This is a genomic window from Pseudoalteromonas sp. GB43 (assembly GCF_054923805.1).
In genome coordinates, this window is sequence record NZ_JBPCHJ010000001.1 from 2,095,199 (window position 1) to 2,111,283 (window position 16,085).

Consider the following 16,085-nt stretch of genomic DNA (forward strand, 5'->3'; position numbering starts at 1 on the left):
TATTACACGCTGTAGTACATTTCGAACTCAACTGGGTGAGTTGTCATGTTAAGTTTTTCAACTTCTTGGCTCTTAAGCGCGATGTATGCATCGATTAGGTCATCAGTGAATACGCCACCTTGAGTTAAGAACTCACGGTCTGCGTCTAATGATGCAAGTGCTTCTTGTAAAGAAGATGCAACTTGTGGGATCTCAGCTGCTTCTTCAGCAGGTAGATCGTATAAGTCTTTGTCCATTGCATCGCCAGGGTGGATCTTGTTCTTGATACCGTCTAAAACGCCAGCCATAAGCATTGCAGAGAATGCTAAGTATGGGTTCGCAGTTGGATCAGGGAAACGTACTTCGATACGACGTGCTTTTGCAGACGGTACCACTGGGATACGGATTGAAGCAGAACGGTTACGTGCAGAGTATGCAAGCATTACAGGAGCTTCGAAGCCTGGTACTAAACGCTTGTATGAGTTCGTTGACGCGTTAGCGAATGCGTTGATTGCTTTAGCGTGCTTGATGATACCACCGATGTAGTAAAGTGCTTCTTCAGAAAGACCTGCGTATTTGTCACCCGCGAAGATGTTTACGCCATCTTTACCTAGAGATTGGTGACAGTGCATACCAGAACCGTTATCACCTACGATTGGTTTAGGCATGAATGTCGCTGTTTTTCCGTATAAGTGAGCCATGTTATGGATAACATATTTCATCTCTTGGATTTCGTCAGCTTTTAATACCATTGTATTGAAGCGAGTTGCGATCTCATTTTGACCTGCAGTTGCTACTTCGTGGTGGTGAGCTTCTACTACTTGACCTAGTTCTTCAAGAACTAAACAAGTTGCTGAACGCCAGTCATGTGATGAATCAACAGGTGAACACGGGAAGTAACCGCCTTTAACACCTGGACGGTGACCCATGTTGCCACCTTCGTAATCTTTATCTGAGTTCCAAGCAGCTTCTACAGAATCGATTTTGTACATAGAACCAGACATGTCTGATTTGTATTTAACGTCATCAAAAAGGAAGAATTCTGGCTCTGGACCGAATAATACAGTGTCAGCAATACCAGTAGAGCGCATGTACTCTTCAGCGCGTTTTGCAACAGAACGTGGATCACGCTCGTAACCTTGAAGTGTTGAAGGCTCAACTACGTCACAACGTACGATTAGTGTAGCTTCTTCAGAAAACGGGTCCATTTTCGCAGACTCAGGAACAGGCATAAGTACCATGTCTGATTCGTTGATACCTTTCCAGCCAGCAATTGAAGAACCGTCAAACATTTTGCCGTCTTCGAAGAAATCTTCATCAATTTGATGATGAGGAATAGAAACATGCTGTTCTTTACCTTTGGTATCAGTAAAGCGTAAATCAATGAACTTAACGTCATTTTCTTTGATAAAATCTAAAACCGATTGTGACATGTGTCCTCCAATTGTTGGGTTTTATTTTTGCTGCATTATTGCTTTTCGCTTATATAAGCTGGTTTCGTGCCATGTTTTTAACACCTTGTTTAGGCTTGTAAAAAGTGAACAGGGCTTCGTTTTGTTAACTTTTATTGCACTAAGTTGGTGCGTAAAAAGAATCATTCTGGTGCGTAAAAAGTGCGACCTTGTTTTGCACAATTATTGAGCGTGCCAATTTTTCGGTTATGAACACGATTTAGTGCCAAAATATGGTTCAAAAACTAAAGTTTCGCCAGTTTTGAGCTCAGATTCACTTTAATTTTCATAAATTTGTCATTTATAAAACAGATACTTATAAAAAGCCTGAAGAAAGTTTATAAATTTATATTGGATAAACTTTCATCCATGCCATTATTAAGGGATAATATGCGCCCTTTTAAATCCTATGCTGGGACATCTGGTGAAAACGCAGGTGACTGCGTAGATCTTGCAGGATCAATGAGATTCAATTTCTCTGAGAAAAAATATGAGCATCGAAAAGTTAAGAAATATAGCGATTATCGCCCACGTTGACCACGGTAAAACAACTTTGGTTGATAAACTGCTTGAGCAATCAGGCACATTAGAAACGCGCGGCGGTAACGAAGAGCGCGTAATGGACTCAAACGACATTGAGAAAGAACGTGGTATTACCATTTTAGCTAAGAACACAGCTATCTCTTGGAACGACTACCATATCAATATCGTAGACACCCCAGGACACGCCGACTTCGGTGGTGAAGTAGAACGCGTACTTTCGATGGCTGACTCAGTATTACTACTTGTTGATGCTCAAGAAGGTCCAATGCCGCAAACGCGTTTCGTAACGCAAAAAGCATTCGCACAAGGTTTAACGCCGATTGTTGTTATCAACAAAATCGACAAACCTGGTGCACGTCCTGACTGGGTTATGGACCAAGTTTTCGATTTATTCGATAACCTAGGTGCAACTGACGAACAGTTAGACTTTAAAGTAATCTATGCATCAGCTATCAACGGCTGGGCAACAATGGATTTAGACGAGCCATCAGATAACATGGAACCAATGTTCCAGATGATCGTTGACGAAGTATCTCCACCGGATGCAGATCCTGAAGGTGCTTTCCAAATGCAAATTTCTCAGCTTGACTACAACTCATACATCGGTGTTATCGGTGTAGGTCGTATCAAGCGTGGTACTGTTCGTCCTAACCAACAGGTGACTGTTGTAAGCGCAGACGGTACTAAGCGTAACGGTAAAGTTGGCCAAGTAATGAGTTACTTAGACCTTGAGCGTCATGAAGCAGAATCTGCAGGCGCAGGTGACATCATTGCAATCACTGGTCTTGGTGAGCTGAAAATCTCAGACACTATCTGTGATGTAAATACCGTTGAAGCATTACCACCACTAAGCGTTGATGAGCCTACAGTAACAATGACGTTCTCTGTAAACACATCACCATTTGCTGGTAAAGAAGGTAAATTCGTAACGTCACGTAACATTCTTGAGCGTTTACAAGCTGAGCTTGTTCACAACGTTGCATTACGTGTTGAAGAAACTGACAACCCAGATAGCTTCCGTGTTTCTGGTCGTGGTGAGTTACACTTAGGTATCTTAATCGAGAACATGCGTCGTGAAGGTTACGAGCTTGCGGTATCTCGTCCACAAGTAATCCTTCGTGAAGTTGATGGTCAAAAAGAAGAGCCATACGAAACACTTACAATCGACTGTCAAGAAGAGCACCAAGGTTCTATCATGGAACAAATTGGTCTTCGTAAGGGTGAACTAACAGACATGTCTCCAGATGGTAAAGGCCGTGTACGTATGGACTTTATGATCCCAAGCCGTGGCTTAATTGGTTTCCAAACTGAATTCATGACATTAACGTCTGGTTCTGGTCTTCTTTACCACACATTCGATCACTACGGTCCACATAAAGGCGGCACTATCGGTGCTCGTAAGAATGGTGTAATGATTGCAAACGCAACTGGTAAAGCACTTACTAACGCATTATTCAACTTACAAGACCGTGGTAAGTTATTCATCGGTCACGGTGTTGAAGTTTACGAAGGTATGGTTATCGGTATCCACAGCCGTGACAACGACCTAACTGTAAACGCGCTTAAAGGTAAGCAACTTACAAACGTTCGTGCATCGGGTACAGATGAAGCACAAACGCTTGTTCCACCACTAAACTACACGCTTGAACAAGCGATTGAGTTCATCGATGATGACGAGTTAGTGGAAGTAACTCCTGAGAACATCCGCATTCGTAAGCGTCACTTAACTGAAAGTGAGCGTAAGCGTGCGAGCCGTGCAGCTAAAGACTAATAACGTTTTTTAGTTTTGCAAAATAGAAGCCGCCGTATTGAAAAATACGGCGGTTTTTTGTTGTAATGATTAGCCGTCAGCCGTCAGCCGTCAGCCGTCAGCCGTCAGCCGTCAGCCGTCAGCCGTCAGCCGTCAGCCGTCAAAAATCGAGAAGTTAGATTTCAGAAGTCAGATATCAGTTGATCGAGAGGGGGGGGGGTTATTTTTTATGTAATTAAACAAACAATCTTGTTGTTGAGGAATGTATTTTACTTTGTTCTAACCACTAACCACTAACCACTAACCACTCGCAACTTTTTACTAACTCCCCCATCTGTACTATCTTTTCTAAATCCAACTTGCAGGAGAGTAAGATGTATTTAGTTAGACTGATTTACACAAGTGAAATTAGCGATGGGTTTGGTTTAATGATATTGAGGATATTCTCGAAAAGGCGAAAAAGAAAAATGCTGAATGTAATGTAACAGGGCTACTTTGTTTTAATAGTACTCATTTTATGCAGTGTCTTGAAGGATCGCGAAAAGCAGTGAATGCAACGTATCATCGTATTTTGAATGATAAAAGGCATCGCAACATTATCATGCTGAACTATTGCGAAATTGCAGAGCGGGAATTCGAAAAATGGTCGATGGGGTACATACCATATTCAAAATTAACAACGCCATTAAATATTAAATACTCAGGTACTAGCGATTTTAATCCATTAGCAATGTCAGCAGGAAGTGCTCACAAATTGATGCTTGCTTTGCGAGACTCCATGCTGGATAAAGTTATTTAATATTAGCCCGTACCTTTAAAGCGAGATTTGCTCTCCTTCGTTCATTATATAAACCGGAACTTGGCTGTTCATCTGCTTTTGCATATTTAACAACCTAAGTAATGCCGAATGACTTGAATGGTCACCCATTTGCCAGCTTGAGTTGCCGTAACCCCATGGGATCATCACTTTACAGCTTAACTCTTCTGCCGCGTTTAATGCATCTTCAGGTGTAGTATGAACATAACGATACCACTTACCATCTTCTTCATGGTAGTAGGAAGCAATTGGCATTAAGCACACATCAATCTCGCCGTATTTTTGCTTAATATCTTGAAAGTGTTTTGAGTAACCGGTATCACCAGCAAAAAACAAGGTCTTACCATTTTGCTCAAGTAACCAACCATTCCATAAGTCTTTATTGTGGTCGTCGTAAATGAAAGGCACCATAATGCGACTGCTAAAATGATGGACCGGCACCGAATGAATCGTTAGGTCATTAATTTGTGTACTTGCATACCACGCCATCTCTGAAATATTAAAGCCACCAGTCGGAAAATTATCTGCAAAGCCTAGTGGCACTAAATAGCGGGGAGCATTACCAATTTCTTCGATATCTGCTTTATTAAAATGGTCATAGTGAATGTGTGAGTACATTACCGCGTTTAAACCTTCGAGCTCTGACTTAGTAGGCCAAAATCCGGGCTTACGATAACTGCCACCAGCAAGTTTAAAGGCCAAGTCTACGGGTGAGTCAAACTGATCTTTAACAGGGTCAAACAACAGTTGTTCACCATTTGGTGATTGAATATAAAAGCCTGCATGACCTAACCAACGGACTATAAACCCTGTATTTGTTGCTGGAACTATTTGTTCTGCTTGATATTGGCACTGAGAATTGCTGTCATCACATATAAGTAGCTCTGATGGTTCATAGCAATTGTCTGTACAGGTTGTTGGGTATTCTTTATCACCCGGATAAAGGTTGTGGTAGCGACCTTCGAAGTCACCTTCAGTTTTTAATGGGGTTATAGTGCCTTCACCGGCAATAACATTCACTGTATTTGAGTTGCTACATGCGCTTATAAGTGCTGCTGCAATAAGTGTTGAGAGTGTTTTTAAATGCATACTATGCTTACTTTTTATTCTTTGCCGTGAGTTTAGCAAAATAAAAATTAAGATAAATCATTAAAAAGTAACAAGAGGTTACACAAAAAAGCCTACGTTTAAGTAGGCTTAGATATTAATAGCTTGAGCTGATTAGCCCGCTTTATTCATTTGCTCAATGAACTTATTCGAGTCTTCAATTGATTTGTTCATGTCGTCCATTAACACTTTAATATCGCGTTTAAGATTTGTGAACTCACCTTTGATAGCTGTAACAGCTTGTGCGTTTAGGTTATGTTTTAAGTACAAAACGTTGTCATGAAGTGATGATAATACCGGCTCCATTTTGCTTTCTGCACTGCGCATTGAGCGAAGTAGTTGATCAAATTGGCGCTTAGTTGCGTTGAGCTTTTTGCTGCTTTCACGTTTTAGTGAGGCGCTTTTGTATTGTTCTAGCTCGTCGAACCATTCATCAAACAGTGCCTCAGCTACATCTTCTACTTTATTGATATTGTTTGTAACGTCGTTCGCTGCAGCTAAGCTCGACTCGTAATCATCATTCAGTTGATTGTAGGCATCTTGTAGCTCACCACCATCAAAGTTGATCAGCGTGGTTAATCTGTCTAGTGCTGATTGAAACTCTTCTTGTGACTCTTGCTGTGCTTCTTTTGTTTCTTCTACGCGGTCCACTAAAATGTCGCGTTTATGTACACCGACAGACTCCATGGCTGAGTAATAAGCTGACTGGCAGCCCGATAATGCCATTGTAACTGCAAATAGTGGTGCACTTAAAAGTGTCAGTTTTTTCATTGAGAATCCTTTTTAGGTACCTGTCATTTCAAATTATGTGGTGGATTGCTATGATTATCAAAACATTTTAGCAGAAATTAGATTCTATGGACGAGAAGCTCAGTCGGTATAAGCTGCAAATAAGCATTTTCTTAAAACAACAACCTGCTTGGTGGATGCAGTATCTCAATCGTTGTATTGACAATCAAATCACAGTCAATGCGGGTTATTTGGCTTATGTAACCTTATTATCAATCGTGCCTTTAGTGGCGGTTGGTGTGGCTATTTTTTCTGCTTTTCCAGGATTCGAAAGCACGTTAGTGACCATAGAAAACTTCTTGTTTACTAATCTTGTGCCGACCTCTACAGATGTAATTAAAGAGCATATCAGCGCTTTTGCCGGTAATGCGAATAAAATGACTGCCGTTGGTGTGGGTTTTTTAGCGGCGGTATCTTTGTTACTTATTCGCAATGTCGATGCTACATTAAATCGAATTTGGCGTATTAAGAAAAAGCGTCCAATGATGATTTCGTTTGCCGTTTATTGGATGGTGCTTAGTCTAGGCCCTGTATTATTAGGGGCTAGTATTGGTGTTACTTCATACATCGTGTCGTTAGTGTCGTTTGCCGATCAAGGTATCCCCGGCTTTAGCGGCTTTTTATTGAAGTTATTACCTTACATAATTTCAATGATTGGCTTCATTATGCTCTATACTTTAGTTCCTAACACACGAGTTCCATTTAGAGCGGCAATTCCGGGCGCTTTGTTTGCAGCTATGTTGTTTGAGCTGACAAAAAAAGGCTTTGCTTTGTACATCAGCCACTTCCCATCATACGAAGTTATTTATGGGGCGTTGGCGACAATCCCTATTTTATTTGTATGGGTGTATTTGTCGTGGATTGTCGTATTACTCGGTGCAGAATTTACTGTATGTATCAGCCCTGAGAATATCGAGGACACGCCTGATATAGAGGTTTAAATTCACTGCACCTAAGGAGAGCGAGGTGCAGTTACATCCACAATATGTTGCCAACCGTGATTATCACTTAAGTGTTGGCGATGGTCATCAAATCCATGTGCAAGAATATGGTGCGTCTACAGGGATTGCTGTGGTGTTATGCCATGGCGGTCCTGGTGCGGGTCTATGCCCTGAAAATTGCCGCTTTTTCGACTTAGAACGTTTTCGAGTGATCATGTTCAGTCAGCGCGGTTGCGGTCACTCAACACCCCATGATAGTTCAACCAATACCACCTCAGAATTAGTTGCCGATCTCGAGTATTTACGCCAGCAACTGGGTATTGAAAAGTGGCTGGTGTGTGGTGAGTCATGGGGTGCCACTTTGGCACTTGTCTATGCTATTCATCACCAAGAGCATGTTGCAGGGCTTATTTTACGGGCTAGCTTTTTAGCATGTAACAGTGACTTCGAGTGGCTTTACACAACAAAAGGAGCCGGCGCGCATTTTTACCCTGAGTGCTTTAATGAATTTGCACATGATTACACTGATTGGCGTGCCTTACTCGACTTTTATCAGCAGCAACTAAACAATGATGATCAAATTAAAGCCAGTAAATTTGCCAAGTTATGGTGTCATTGGGAGCAGGTGCTATGTCATGGTGAGCCTTTGACAAACTGGAGTTTACAGGAGCCCCATGTCGGGTTAAATCAAGCAAAGTTAATGGTGCATTACTTTCGTCATCGCTGTTTCATTGAAGAAGGCTTTATCGCAGAAAATGCACATTTACTGACTCATTTACCGATTTGGTTTATTCATGGCCGCGCCGATTTGATCTGTCGATATAGTGCCGTACAGCAGCTTGCTGAACAGTTAAATGCACAATTATTGATTTTAGATGGCATTGGGCACAGCAGCGATAATCAGGTATATTTGGCGGCAATGCGACGTGCCGCAGATTTAATGTATATCAAGTTATCGAGGGATCAATGCAAGGCTTAATTCAAAGAGTAAAACAAGCAAAAGTAGAAGTGGCAGGCGAAGTAGTGGGTGAAATTTCACAAGGTATTTTGCTGCTATTAGGTGTTGAAAAACAGGATACCGAGCAAAGCGCCCAGAAGCTTTTACACAAAGTCAGCAATTACCGCATTTTTACCGATGAACAAGGAAAGATGAACTTAAGTTTGAATGATATCAAAGGTGAGCTTTTAGTGGTTTCGCAGTTTACCTTAGCAGCCGACACTAAAAAGGGCATGCGTCCAAGCTTTTCAAGTGCTGGCACGCCAGAGCAAGCCAATACGCTCTATGAGTATTTTATTGCAGAGGCTAAAAAAGCAGGCTTAACAGTGGCTACAGGGCAATTTGGTGCTGATATGCAAGTAAGCCTATGTAACGATGGTCCAGTTACTTTTAATTTATCTGTGTAATACCAACCCGCAATAATACTTAATCATTTTGAGGGATTAAACCTGTCGCTAACTGCGTTAAAAATTTCTCATTTAGAACAACTAAATAACGAAATTTTTGCCTTGTTATCAACGAGGTTTTATTGCCTCAAAATAGACTACTTAATTAAGCGGATTGGTATAAGTATTTTTATTTTTTGATCATCACGATATGATTCACGTAGTCGGGGATTTTTACAATGCTTGGGCGCTTGCCAAACTCGGTGATTAGCAGGTGCTCAAGTTGTTTTAGTTGCGATGGGTGATTGGATAAAAAATTAATGAACAACAAGCCATCTTTTGCCATCGCTGCTCTTAGTTTGGTGTAAAACAGGTGCTTGTATAAAAATAATGGTGCATCTACCTCACTGAATAAATCTAAGATGATCCAATTGTATTCGTTGTTTTGCTCTAATACTTGCTGCGCATCAAAACAGTGCAGGTTATTGGCATGGTCGCCACCAAAGTAACGTTTATAGCAGTGAATTATGTCGGGGTTTTTATCAACCGATGTCAGTTGGCTATCAGGGTAGGTGTGCTGTAAGTAGTTACGAATAGCACCACCGCCTAGGCCTAATTCTAAAATCTTTTTCGGTTCCTCTAAGTCTTGCCAAAGCTTTGCAAGGTATTGTAAATGAGGGAAAAGTAATCTGGCAGGTCGGCGTTTTTCAATGACCGATTGCAGGGTTTCGTTGATCAGTAACCAGCGTAATTGGTTAAGTTGCCTAACTTGAATACTGTAATTGCCTTGTTTATGCCAATAAATGAGCTGCCCTAATCGGTGACAGTCCTCAATAAAACTATGTTTTACTGCGCCACTGGGTTCAAGAAAATGTTCCATATTTCGGGCCTTTAGCGTGTTATTATAATAATTAGACAATTATTTCAGCATAGACCAGTAAGCATAAAGTGCAATTGTGCATTAGTTTTTACAGCCATGAATAATAATTTAGGCTGGGTCACCAAAGTATTATTCCAACTTGATAGAAGATCGCGTATCGTAATTCGCATTGCAAAGGCCACGACAGAAAAACAACAGACCCGTGGCTGAATTATCACAGGAGTTTTTATGTTTAAAGTGACCACCCCGCAAAGCAGCGAAGATTGGCAAGCGTACTATTCATTACGTTGGCAGGTTTTAAGAGCACCCTGGGGCGAGCCGCGCGGTTCTGAACAAGATGACTTAGAGCAAGACGCAGAGCACCGCTTTATCAAAAATAATGATGGCGAAGTATTAGGCGTAGCTCGCCTGCATTTTAATAATCATCAGCAAGCGCAAGTTCGTTATATGGCGGTTGCTGAAGGTAATCGTAACCAGCATATTGGTAGCCGTTTATTACATGAATTAGAAAAAATCGCATGGACTCAAGATGCAGATGAACTGGTATTGTTTGCTCGTGAGCGAGCCCTTGATTTTTATAAGCGTCATGGCTACGAATTAAAGGAAAAAGCACACCTTGCCTATGACGATGTACAGCATTGGAAAATGGTAAAACAAAAACCCTCTGAGCCGGGTTGGTTCCGTCATCCAAACTGGACACAAGTACTACAAAATACGTGGCGTGAGTCGATCCCTATCAGTGATGCAATGGGAATTAAAGTAGAAAGCTACACCGATTGGCAGTTTACTACGCGCGCTGATCTAGATGCGAACTTAAATCTTCATAACACTATGTTTGCCGGCTCGATTTATAGTTTAGCGACCTTAACAGGCTGGGGCGCAACTTACCTAGCGCTTAAAGAAGCTGGCCTTGAAGGGAATATCGTGTTAGCAGATGCCAACATTAAATACCTTAAACCACTGAATAACGATCCTCGCGGGAGTGTTGAGTTGGCTGGCTGTAAAGGCAAGTTGGCGGAGCTAGAGGACAATGGCAAAGCAAGCTACCATGTGCCAGTGAATGTATACGATGGTGATGTGCTAGTAGCAGAATTTGAAGGTCACTTCATCGTTAAAAAATAACGAATATTCAGAGCGAGCTAACTAAAGCTCGCTCTTTAAGTTAAAGCAAGTCAGTTAACATAACAATTAAAGCAAGTCAGTTAACAGAATACCCACACCAAAACGTTCAATATCAGCGTTGTAATCAATCAAGCTCTCGCCATAACCATTGAAGTATTGTGCGTAGCCACGTAATGAAACCAAAGAGGGAAAGACCAGTCTAGTTGGATTGCGCCGCGGTTATCTGAATTTAAGTTATTACGGGTCATAAAGCTAAACTCATGCTCGTTGTAACGGTATGCACCCGAGAATTCAAAGTAACCCATGTATTTGTAGATATCAGGGTTGTCATCACCTTTAGCTTCTAGTTCATCATCTTTTTTATCTTCAGGAATGCGGTACCAAGGCTTAAAGCTAAATACAAAGCCATCTTTTTCCCATAAGAAGTCAGCATAAATACGGTTCCACGAACGTGAATTAGGCTGGCTGCGGCCATTAGATTGATGTGAAGCACCAATTGCAATCGCCATTTCATCGCCCCAAAGCACATGCTCAGGATCAAGGTAGTTCACCCAGAAGATCTCTGGTTCGTAGTTTGTTTCACGAAACGGCGATGAAATATCTTTGTTATAAAACTGCCAAAACGATTGCATGGTAAATGCAAAAAATACGCCTTGGTCTTTATCTGAGAAGCCTTCGAAGATAGGCACTTTGATTGATAATTGATATTTTACTTCAAGATTATCAAGTGGCTCGCCATCGACTTCTTCAGCGAGGTCTTTTAGGCCATCAAAAGGGCGCTCATTCGGATTAGATACGTAAGAAAGCGGTAAAATATAGTTACGCTTATGTGGGGTGATCACATTACGGTTTTTCTTGCTCACTTCTTCACGCGCTTTACGTTTGTCTAAAGCGGTGAGCTTTTTGCTTTCATCTAAATCAGAGCACTTTTTACGAAGTTCTTCGAGTGTTTGCTTGCCGTCACCGCCAATAGCTTCGTTCAAAATACACTGCTTTACGAGTTCTAGTGCATCATCTTGTTCGTTAGTTTGTGGTTGTTCAGTTTGAGCAAATACAGGTACAGAAAATAAGCCAGCGGCTGCCAGCCAAATGCGCCATCCCATTGCAGTTCCCTTTCAGTAGACTTGTAAGTAGGTATAATTATAACGATTTTTACATAAGTAACCGTGAACTTGTACTGAATTGTTGAAATTTTAGGTAAATAGAGAGCCCCAAGCTAAGCTTGGAGCCCTGCTGTAACGGCCTAAGAGCATAAGCCGTTGACTCTCACGCAATGAGAAGGGATGAGCTTATAGCTCAAATACATTGGTAAAAAACTTATAAAGTTCGGTACCTTGATTCACGCTTGCTGAAGCAAAATGCAAAATAGCAATGGCGTCTTTATCAAAACTTAATGTTTGTAGCGGCTGCTCAGAAAGGTAGCGCTCCATTCTTAAAATATGGGCGATAGGCTCACCAGCTTTAATATGGCCGCCCAGTGGGGCAAGGTATTCAACCATGCCACCCATAGGTGCATAGTAAGCTACATAATCTTCAAGCATGCAGGCATAGCGTGTCATCGCTTTAGGATGATACGCAGCATCAACTAATACCTCTTTTTGATTGAGGTAACTTAAAATGCTATTTGCATCTTCAAGTGCCGCACTTAAATCGATTTTTTCTTGGCTACCAAGTTCAACAGTGAATGCTTCGACTTGAACAGCAAATTCACGGCCTTGTTTGGCAAGCTCTTCAGACAGTGACCACCATGGGCAGAAACTCGCTTCATCCATCGCGCCATCAAAATCACTTGGGATCAGTAACACATGCTCGATGTTGAAGTAGCTTGCGCTGTCTTTGGCGTATTCAGGGCAATATAAGTGCTTACTCGAGATATTCAGTGTGAAGGTCTAAAACAATATCTGCCTGATGGGCAAGCTTTTGCAAGTTAAGGGCAATACGCTTACCCGTTGTTAGGCTGTAATCAGGGCCTGTTAATTGACTATCGATGTCAGCTACGAGTGCCTGTTTAAACGCCGCTTTAAGGGTCGCATCATCACAGTCTTTGTGCTGTTCAGCAATCTGTGACGGTAACGCTTTATTAAAGCGGTACATGCGGTTCCAGTTGGTGCCCGTAATTGGATCGAAGCGACCTAAAGTAAACTCACCTGATTTTTGATTGCAACCAATAGGGTTGGCATAAGGCACTAGGGTAATATCGCCACGCAGCTTGAGTGATTTTAGCTGCTCAAGCAATTGATAAATTACTGCATTACCTTGTACTTCAGCGCCGTGCATATTGGCTTGTATATACACGTTTGGGCCTGTGCCATCCCCTTTTAAGCGATACACTGGGATTGTCAGAGGTAGGCCGTTGGCAATCTCGCCAACCACAATATTCTCTTGGCTGATTAATTCTTTACTCATGGCGATTACCTTAAATAATAACTGGCATCTTCAGCGCTACGAATGCACTCAATATTGCCTTGTTCAAGGATGTATTCAGCCGCTAATTCGTGGCATAAAAAGTACGGCATACTTTCGGTAAAGCCATACGCGCCACATTGGCTGAATACCAACCAGTCTTGCTCATTTAAATCGCTCGCTAATTGGTGTTCACCTAAGCAATCAAGGGCGGTGCAAAGCGGGCCGTATAAAGTCATTGCCGCAGGCTCAGCCGTCGATTCGCGAAGTAAGGCCGCAGGGAAATCTTGGCTTGTCACAGCTGGGCGAAGTAAATGGTTAATACCGCCTGATAAAATCACCTGCTGTTGATTGTAATTTACTTTACGCTCAACAACTGGCGTTGCGTAATGGCCGCATTCGCCCACCGCATAGCGGCCAAGTTCCATCCAAAGCTCTTTGACACCGGCATCTGCTTTAATGCTAGCCAAAGTCTCAATAAGTGCAGACCAATCGAGTCGGTTAGCACTTTGAGTATAAGGAATGCCTAAGCCACCCCCTAAATCGAGAATATTAAGATTAATGTTTAATGAGCGTGCTAGCTGTTGCAGTGGCGCAATCATCGCGCGCCATAGCTCGGCGAGCTTGTCAGTGCTCAGCATATTGCCCCATTGGAAAATATGCAGACCATCAAAGCTAAGAGCAGGGTAATCACTTGCAGTGAGTGCTTGCCACTCATCGCAGCCCAAACCAAAAGGAGTAAGACTATCGCCGCCAAGTGGATTCTTTTCGCTGTCTGGCCAACGAAGTTGAACACGCAATAGAACTTGCAGCTGACAATTTGCTTTTGTTGCTTGTTCGTTTAACCAGCGCACTTGGTTAATGCTCTCGGCGACAAAAGTACGTACGCCGCGAGCAATAAAATGTGAAATTTGTTTAGGGCTCTTTGCAGGCCCAGTGTTGAGCACGCGCTCGCTATCGATGCCTTGGGCAAGTACTTGCTCAAGTTCACCTTTACTTGCAACATCAAAGTTAAATCCTGCGCTGTCTAAACATTGAATAATGCGAGACAACGGGTTGGCCTTAACGGCATACCAAAGTTTCACATCGGTTTGCGCAGTCAGTTGATTTAAATGTGCAGTTAATTTATCTAAATCATAGATAAAAAATGGCGTATCAAGATGCGCTGAAACTTGCTCAACCGCTTGCTTGATATGCGTGCTCAAAAAGCTCATTAACGTAAAACCTCTTCTAACAGTAATGATGCATCGCTTTGTTCATCACGGTATTTCACGATCAATGCACACGACATGCTAAGACCTTGTTCACGAGCCCATGCATTTGAAGCTGGGCGAGAGCCTGGGATCACAATCGCGTTTTCTGGGATGGCTTCACCTTTGTCTAGCTGGCGCTCATTAACGCAATCGTAAACAGGAATGGTTGCCGATAAACGTACACCCGGCGCAAGTACAGCACCTTTTTTCACAACCACACCTTCAACAATAACGCAGCCTGCACCGATGAATGCGTCATCTTCAATAACCACAGGGCTGGCACCAATTGGCTCAAGCACACCACCTAATTGTACTGCTGCACTTAGATGAACATTTTTACCCACTTGTGCGCATGAACCCACTAATGCGTGGCTGTCGACCATCGTGCCTTCGTCGATGAACGCGCCAATATTTACATATGCTGGTGGCATGATAATGGTGCCTTTAGCAACGTGTGCGCCACGACGAACACTGCTACCACCTGGTACCATACGCACGCCAGCATCGGCTGCAAAGCCTTGTGGAGCTAAGTTGTGCTTATCAACAAAACCACCCGGGAACTCAGTGTTTGTGCCATTTTTAAAGGCTTCTAAAATGCCTTGTTTAACTTCAACATTGGCGTGCCAGTTGCCGTTCTCGTCCTGTGTTGCCGCGCGAACTGCGCCTGATTCTAAGTTGTTTAATAATTCTAACCAGCTCATGATAAAACCTGTTTTTAGTTCCAAGATAAAATTGTGTTGTTTGCGTGGGTGATGCTGTCTGTTTGCTCAAGCTCTAAATGCGTAAGCGGCGGACGTAAATGCGGGGTATTTATTTTACCTTGCAGGTGCATCAGTACTTTTACGGGGATTGGATTTGCCACAGCGAATAAACTTTGAATCGCTTGCGACCAATCGGTGAATAGATTTGGGTATTGACCACTTAAACTGCGTTTAACAAACTCATGGGTTTGACTCGGCCAAGCATTCGCGGCAACCGAAACTAAACCTTTTGCTCCTGCTTGAGCAAAATACGGCATAAGAGCATCATCGCCACTAAATATGGCCAGTGTTGGCGATGCCGTTCTAAAGCCTTCAAATTTGCTAATGTCGCCACTGGCTTCTTTTAAAGCCCAAAGATTTTTGTGGTCAGCAAGGTTTTTGATCACCTGCGGTGAAATCTCAACTGCACTGCGTCCAGGTACGTTATACAGCATACATGGGTGATTACTTGCATCAAGAAGGCTTTCAAACCAATGTGTTTGGCCAACTACCCCAGGTTTTGCATACAGAGGTGAGCCCAATAGATAGCCATGAATAGGTAGTTGGTTGCAGTATTCAACCCAAGCAACTTGTTGCTTGAGGTTCATGCCGCCCACAGCAACCATGAGTGGTACACTCGGTGCTAATTGGCAAACATGCTCAACGATGGCTTGTTGCTCTTTGAGTGAAAGCGCCAGTCCTTCACCGGTACTGCCAAGTAATAAAATGCCGTTATTTGCATCTTGCTGCTCAGCGACCAGTTGTTCAAGGGCCGTGTAATCGACCTCGCCAGATTCAGAAAATGGCGTGACAAGCGCTGTCCATAATGGATAGTCGTTTAAATCAAAATTGTTGATCATCTCTCACGAACTTATAAGGTATTCGAAGAGTTTATGCGGGAACATTTGAATGGAGCCGCATGTCGTC

General features: G+C 42.5%; 13 protein-coding genes and 2 pseudogenes. 6 read left to right on the forward strand and 9 right to left on the reverse strand.

Annotated features, from left to right (window positions below; all coding sequences use genetic code 11):
* Positions 1-2 precede the first annotated feature (2 nt).
* Complete coding sequence (gene glnA, locus ACRWSG_RS10065) at positions 3-1,412, reverse strand: glutamate--ammonia ligase (RefSeq protein ID WP_462166192.1); 1,410 nt, start codon at positions 1,410-1,412, stop codon at positions 3-5.
* A 508-nt stretch (positions 1,413-1,920) separates the two neighbouring features.
* Here glnA and typA point away from each other — a divergent pair.
* On the forward strand, positions 1,921-3,744 hold the full coding sequence (gene typA / locus ACRWSG_RS10070) for a translational GTPase TypA (RefSeq protein ID WP_462166194.1): 1,824 nt from the start codon (positions 1,921-1,923) through the stop codon (positions 3,742-3,744).
* Positions 3,745-4,165: 421 nt separating this feature from the next.
* Positions 4,166-4,522, forward strand: coding sequence for a BLUF domain-containing protein (locus ACRWSG_RS10075; RefSeq protein ID WP_462166925.1), 357 nt, complete (start codon positions 4,166-4,168; stop codon positions 4,520-4,522).
* Between the two features lie 15 nt (positions 4,523-4,537).
* Here the strand turns inward: ACRWSG_RS10075 and ACRWSG_RS10080 are convergent, their stop codons facing one another.
* Both ACRWSG_RS10080 and ACRWSG_RS10085 read right to left on the reverse strand, forming a co-directional pair.
* A complete protein-coding gene (locus ACRWSG_RS10080; protein ID WP_462166196.1) occupies positions 4,538-5,629 on the reverse strand; it encodes an MBL fold metallo-hydrolase in 1,092 nt (363 codons plus the stop codon).
* A 132-nt stretch (positions 5,630-5,761) separates the two neighbouring features.
* Complete coding sequence (locus tag ACRWSG_RS10085; RefSeq protein ID WP_462166197.1) at positions 5,762-6,418, reverse strand: DUF2959 domain-containing protein; 657 nt, start codon at positions 6,416-6,418, stop codon at positions 5,762-5,764.
* A gap of 86 nt (positions 6,419-6,504) precedes the next feature.
* Here ACRWSG_RS10085 and ACRWSG_RS10090 point away from each other — a divergent pair, with 86 nt between their 5' ends.
* Genes ACRWSG_RS10090 through dtd form a run of 3 tightly spaced genes read left to right on the forward strand, consistent with a single transcriptional unit; the run spans position 6,505 to position 8,781 of the window.
* The gene (locus tag ACRWSG_RS10090) at positions 6,505-7,377 is read left to right on the forward strand and encodes a virulence factor BrkB family protein (RefSeq protein ID WP_462166198.1); all 873 of its coding nucleotides are present in this window, start codon (positions 6,505-6,507) and stop codon (positions 7,375-7,377) included.
* A gap of 25 nt (positions 7,378-7,402) precedes the next feature.
* Positions 7,403-8,356 (forward strand): alpha/beta fold hydrolase, encoded by a 954-nt coding sequence (locus tag ACRWSG_RS10095; RefSeq protein WP_138602669.1) that lies wholly within the window; start codon positions 7,403-7,405, stop codon positions 8,354-8,356.
* Positions 8,344-8,781, forward strand: a complete 438-nt coding sequence (dtd, locus tag ACRWSG_RS10100; protein ID WP_130167197.1) for a D-aminoacyl-tRNA deacylase — start codon at positions 8,344-8,346, stop codon at positions 8,779-8,781. The genes ACRWSG_RS10095 and dtd overlap by 13 nt, the downstream gene beginning before the upstream one ends.
* Before the next feature lie 169 nt (positions 8,782-8,950).
* Here dtd and ACRWSG_RS10105 read toward each other — a convergent pair whose 3' ends face one another.
* A complete protein-coding gene (locus tag ACRWSG_RS10105) occupies positions 8,951-9,640 on the reverse strand; it encodes a spermidine synthase (RefSeq protein WP_138602475.1) in 690 nt (229 codons plus the stop codon).
* A 228-nt stretch (positions 9,641-9,868) separates the two neighbouring features.
* Between ACRWSG_RS10105 and ACRWSG_RS10110 the strand changes: the two genes are divergently transcribed.
* Positions 9,869-10,762 carry a bifunctional GNAT family N-acetyltransferase/hotdog fold thioesterase gene (locus tag ACRWSG_RS10110; RefSeq protein WP_054552401.1) on the forward strand — a complete coding sequence of 298 codons (894 nt, stop codon included), beginning with the start codon at positions 9,869-9,871 and terminating at the stop codon, positions 10,760-10,762.
* A gap of 66 nt (positions 10,763-10,828) precedes the next feature.
* Here ACRWSG_RS10110 and ACRWSG_RS10115 read toward each other — a convergent pair.
* From ACRWSG_RS10115 to dapA, 5 genes and pseudogenes are all read right to left on the reverse strand, one after another.
* Positions 10,829-11,865: pseudogene (locus tag ACRWSG_RS10115) on the reverse strand (phospholipase A).
* Positions 11,866-12,051: 186 nt separating this feature from the next.
* A pseudogene (locus tag ACRWSG_RS10120) lies at positions 12,052-13,168 on the reverse strand (succinylglutamate desuccinylase/aspartoacylase family protein).
* A gap of 5 nt (positions 13,169-13,173) precedes the next feature.
* Positions 13,174-14,379, reverse strand: a complete 1,206-nt coding sequence (locus ACRWSG_RS10125) for a PLP-dependent decarboxylase (protein ID WP_138602469.1) — start codon at positions 14,377-14,379, stop codon at positions 13,174-13,176.
* Complete coding sequence (locus ACRWSG_RS10130; RefSeq protein WP_054552405.1) at positions 14,379-15,119, reverse strand: 2,3,4,5-tetrahydropyridine-2,6-dicarboxylate N-succinyltransferase; 741 nt, start codon at positions 15,117-15,119, stop codon at positions 14,379-14,381. The genes ACRWSG_RS10125 and ACRWSG_RS10130 overlap by 1 nt, the downstream gene beginning before the upstream one ends.
* 14 nt (positions 15,120-15,133) lie before the next feature.
* Entirely contained in the window at positions 15,134-16,018 is an 885-nt protein-coding gene (gene dapA / locus ACRWSG_RS10135) for a 4-hydroxy-tetrahydrodipicolinate synthase (RefSeq protein ID WP_138602467.1), read from the reverse strand.
* Between the last annotated feature and the right edge of the window lie 67 nt (positions 16,019-16,085).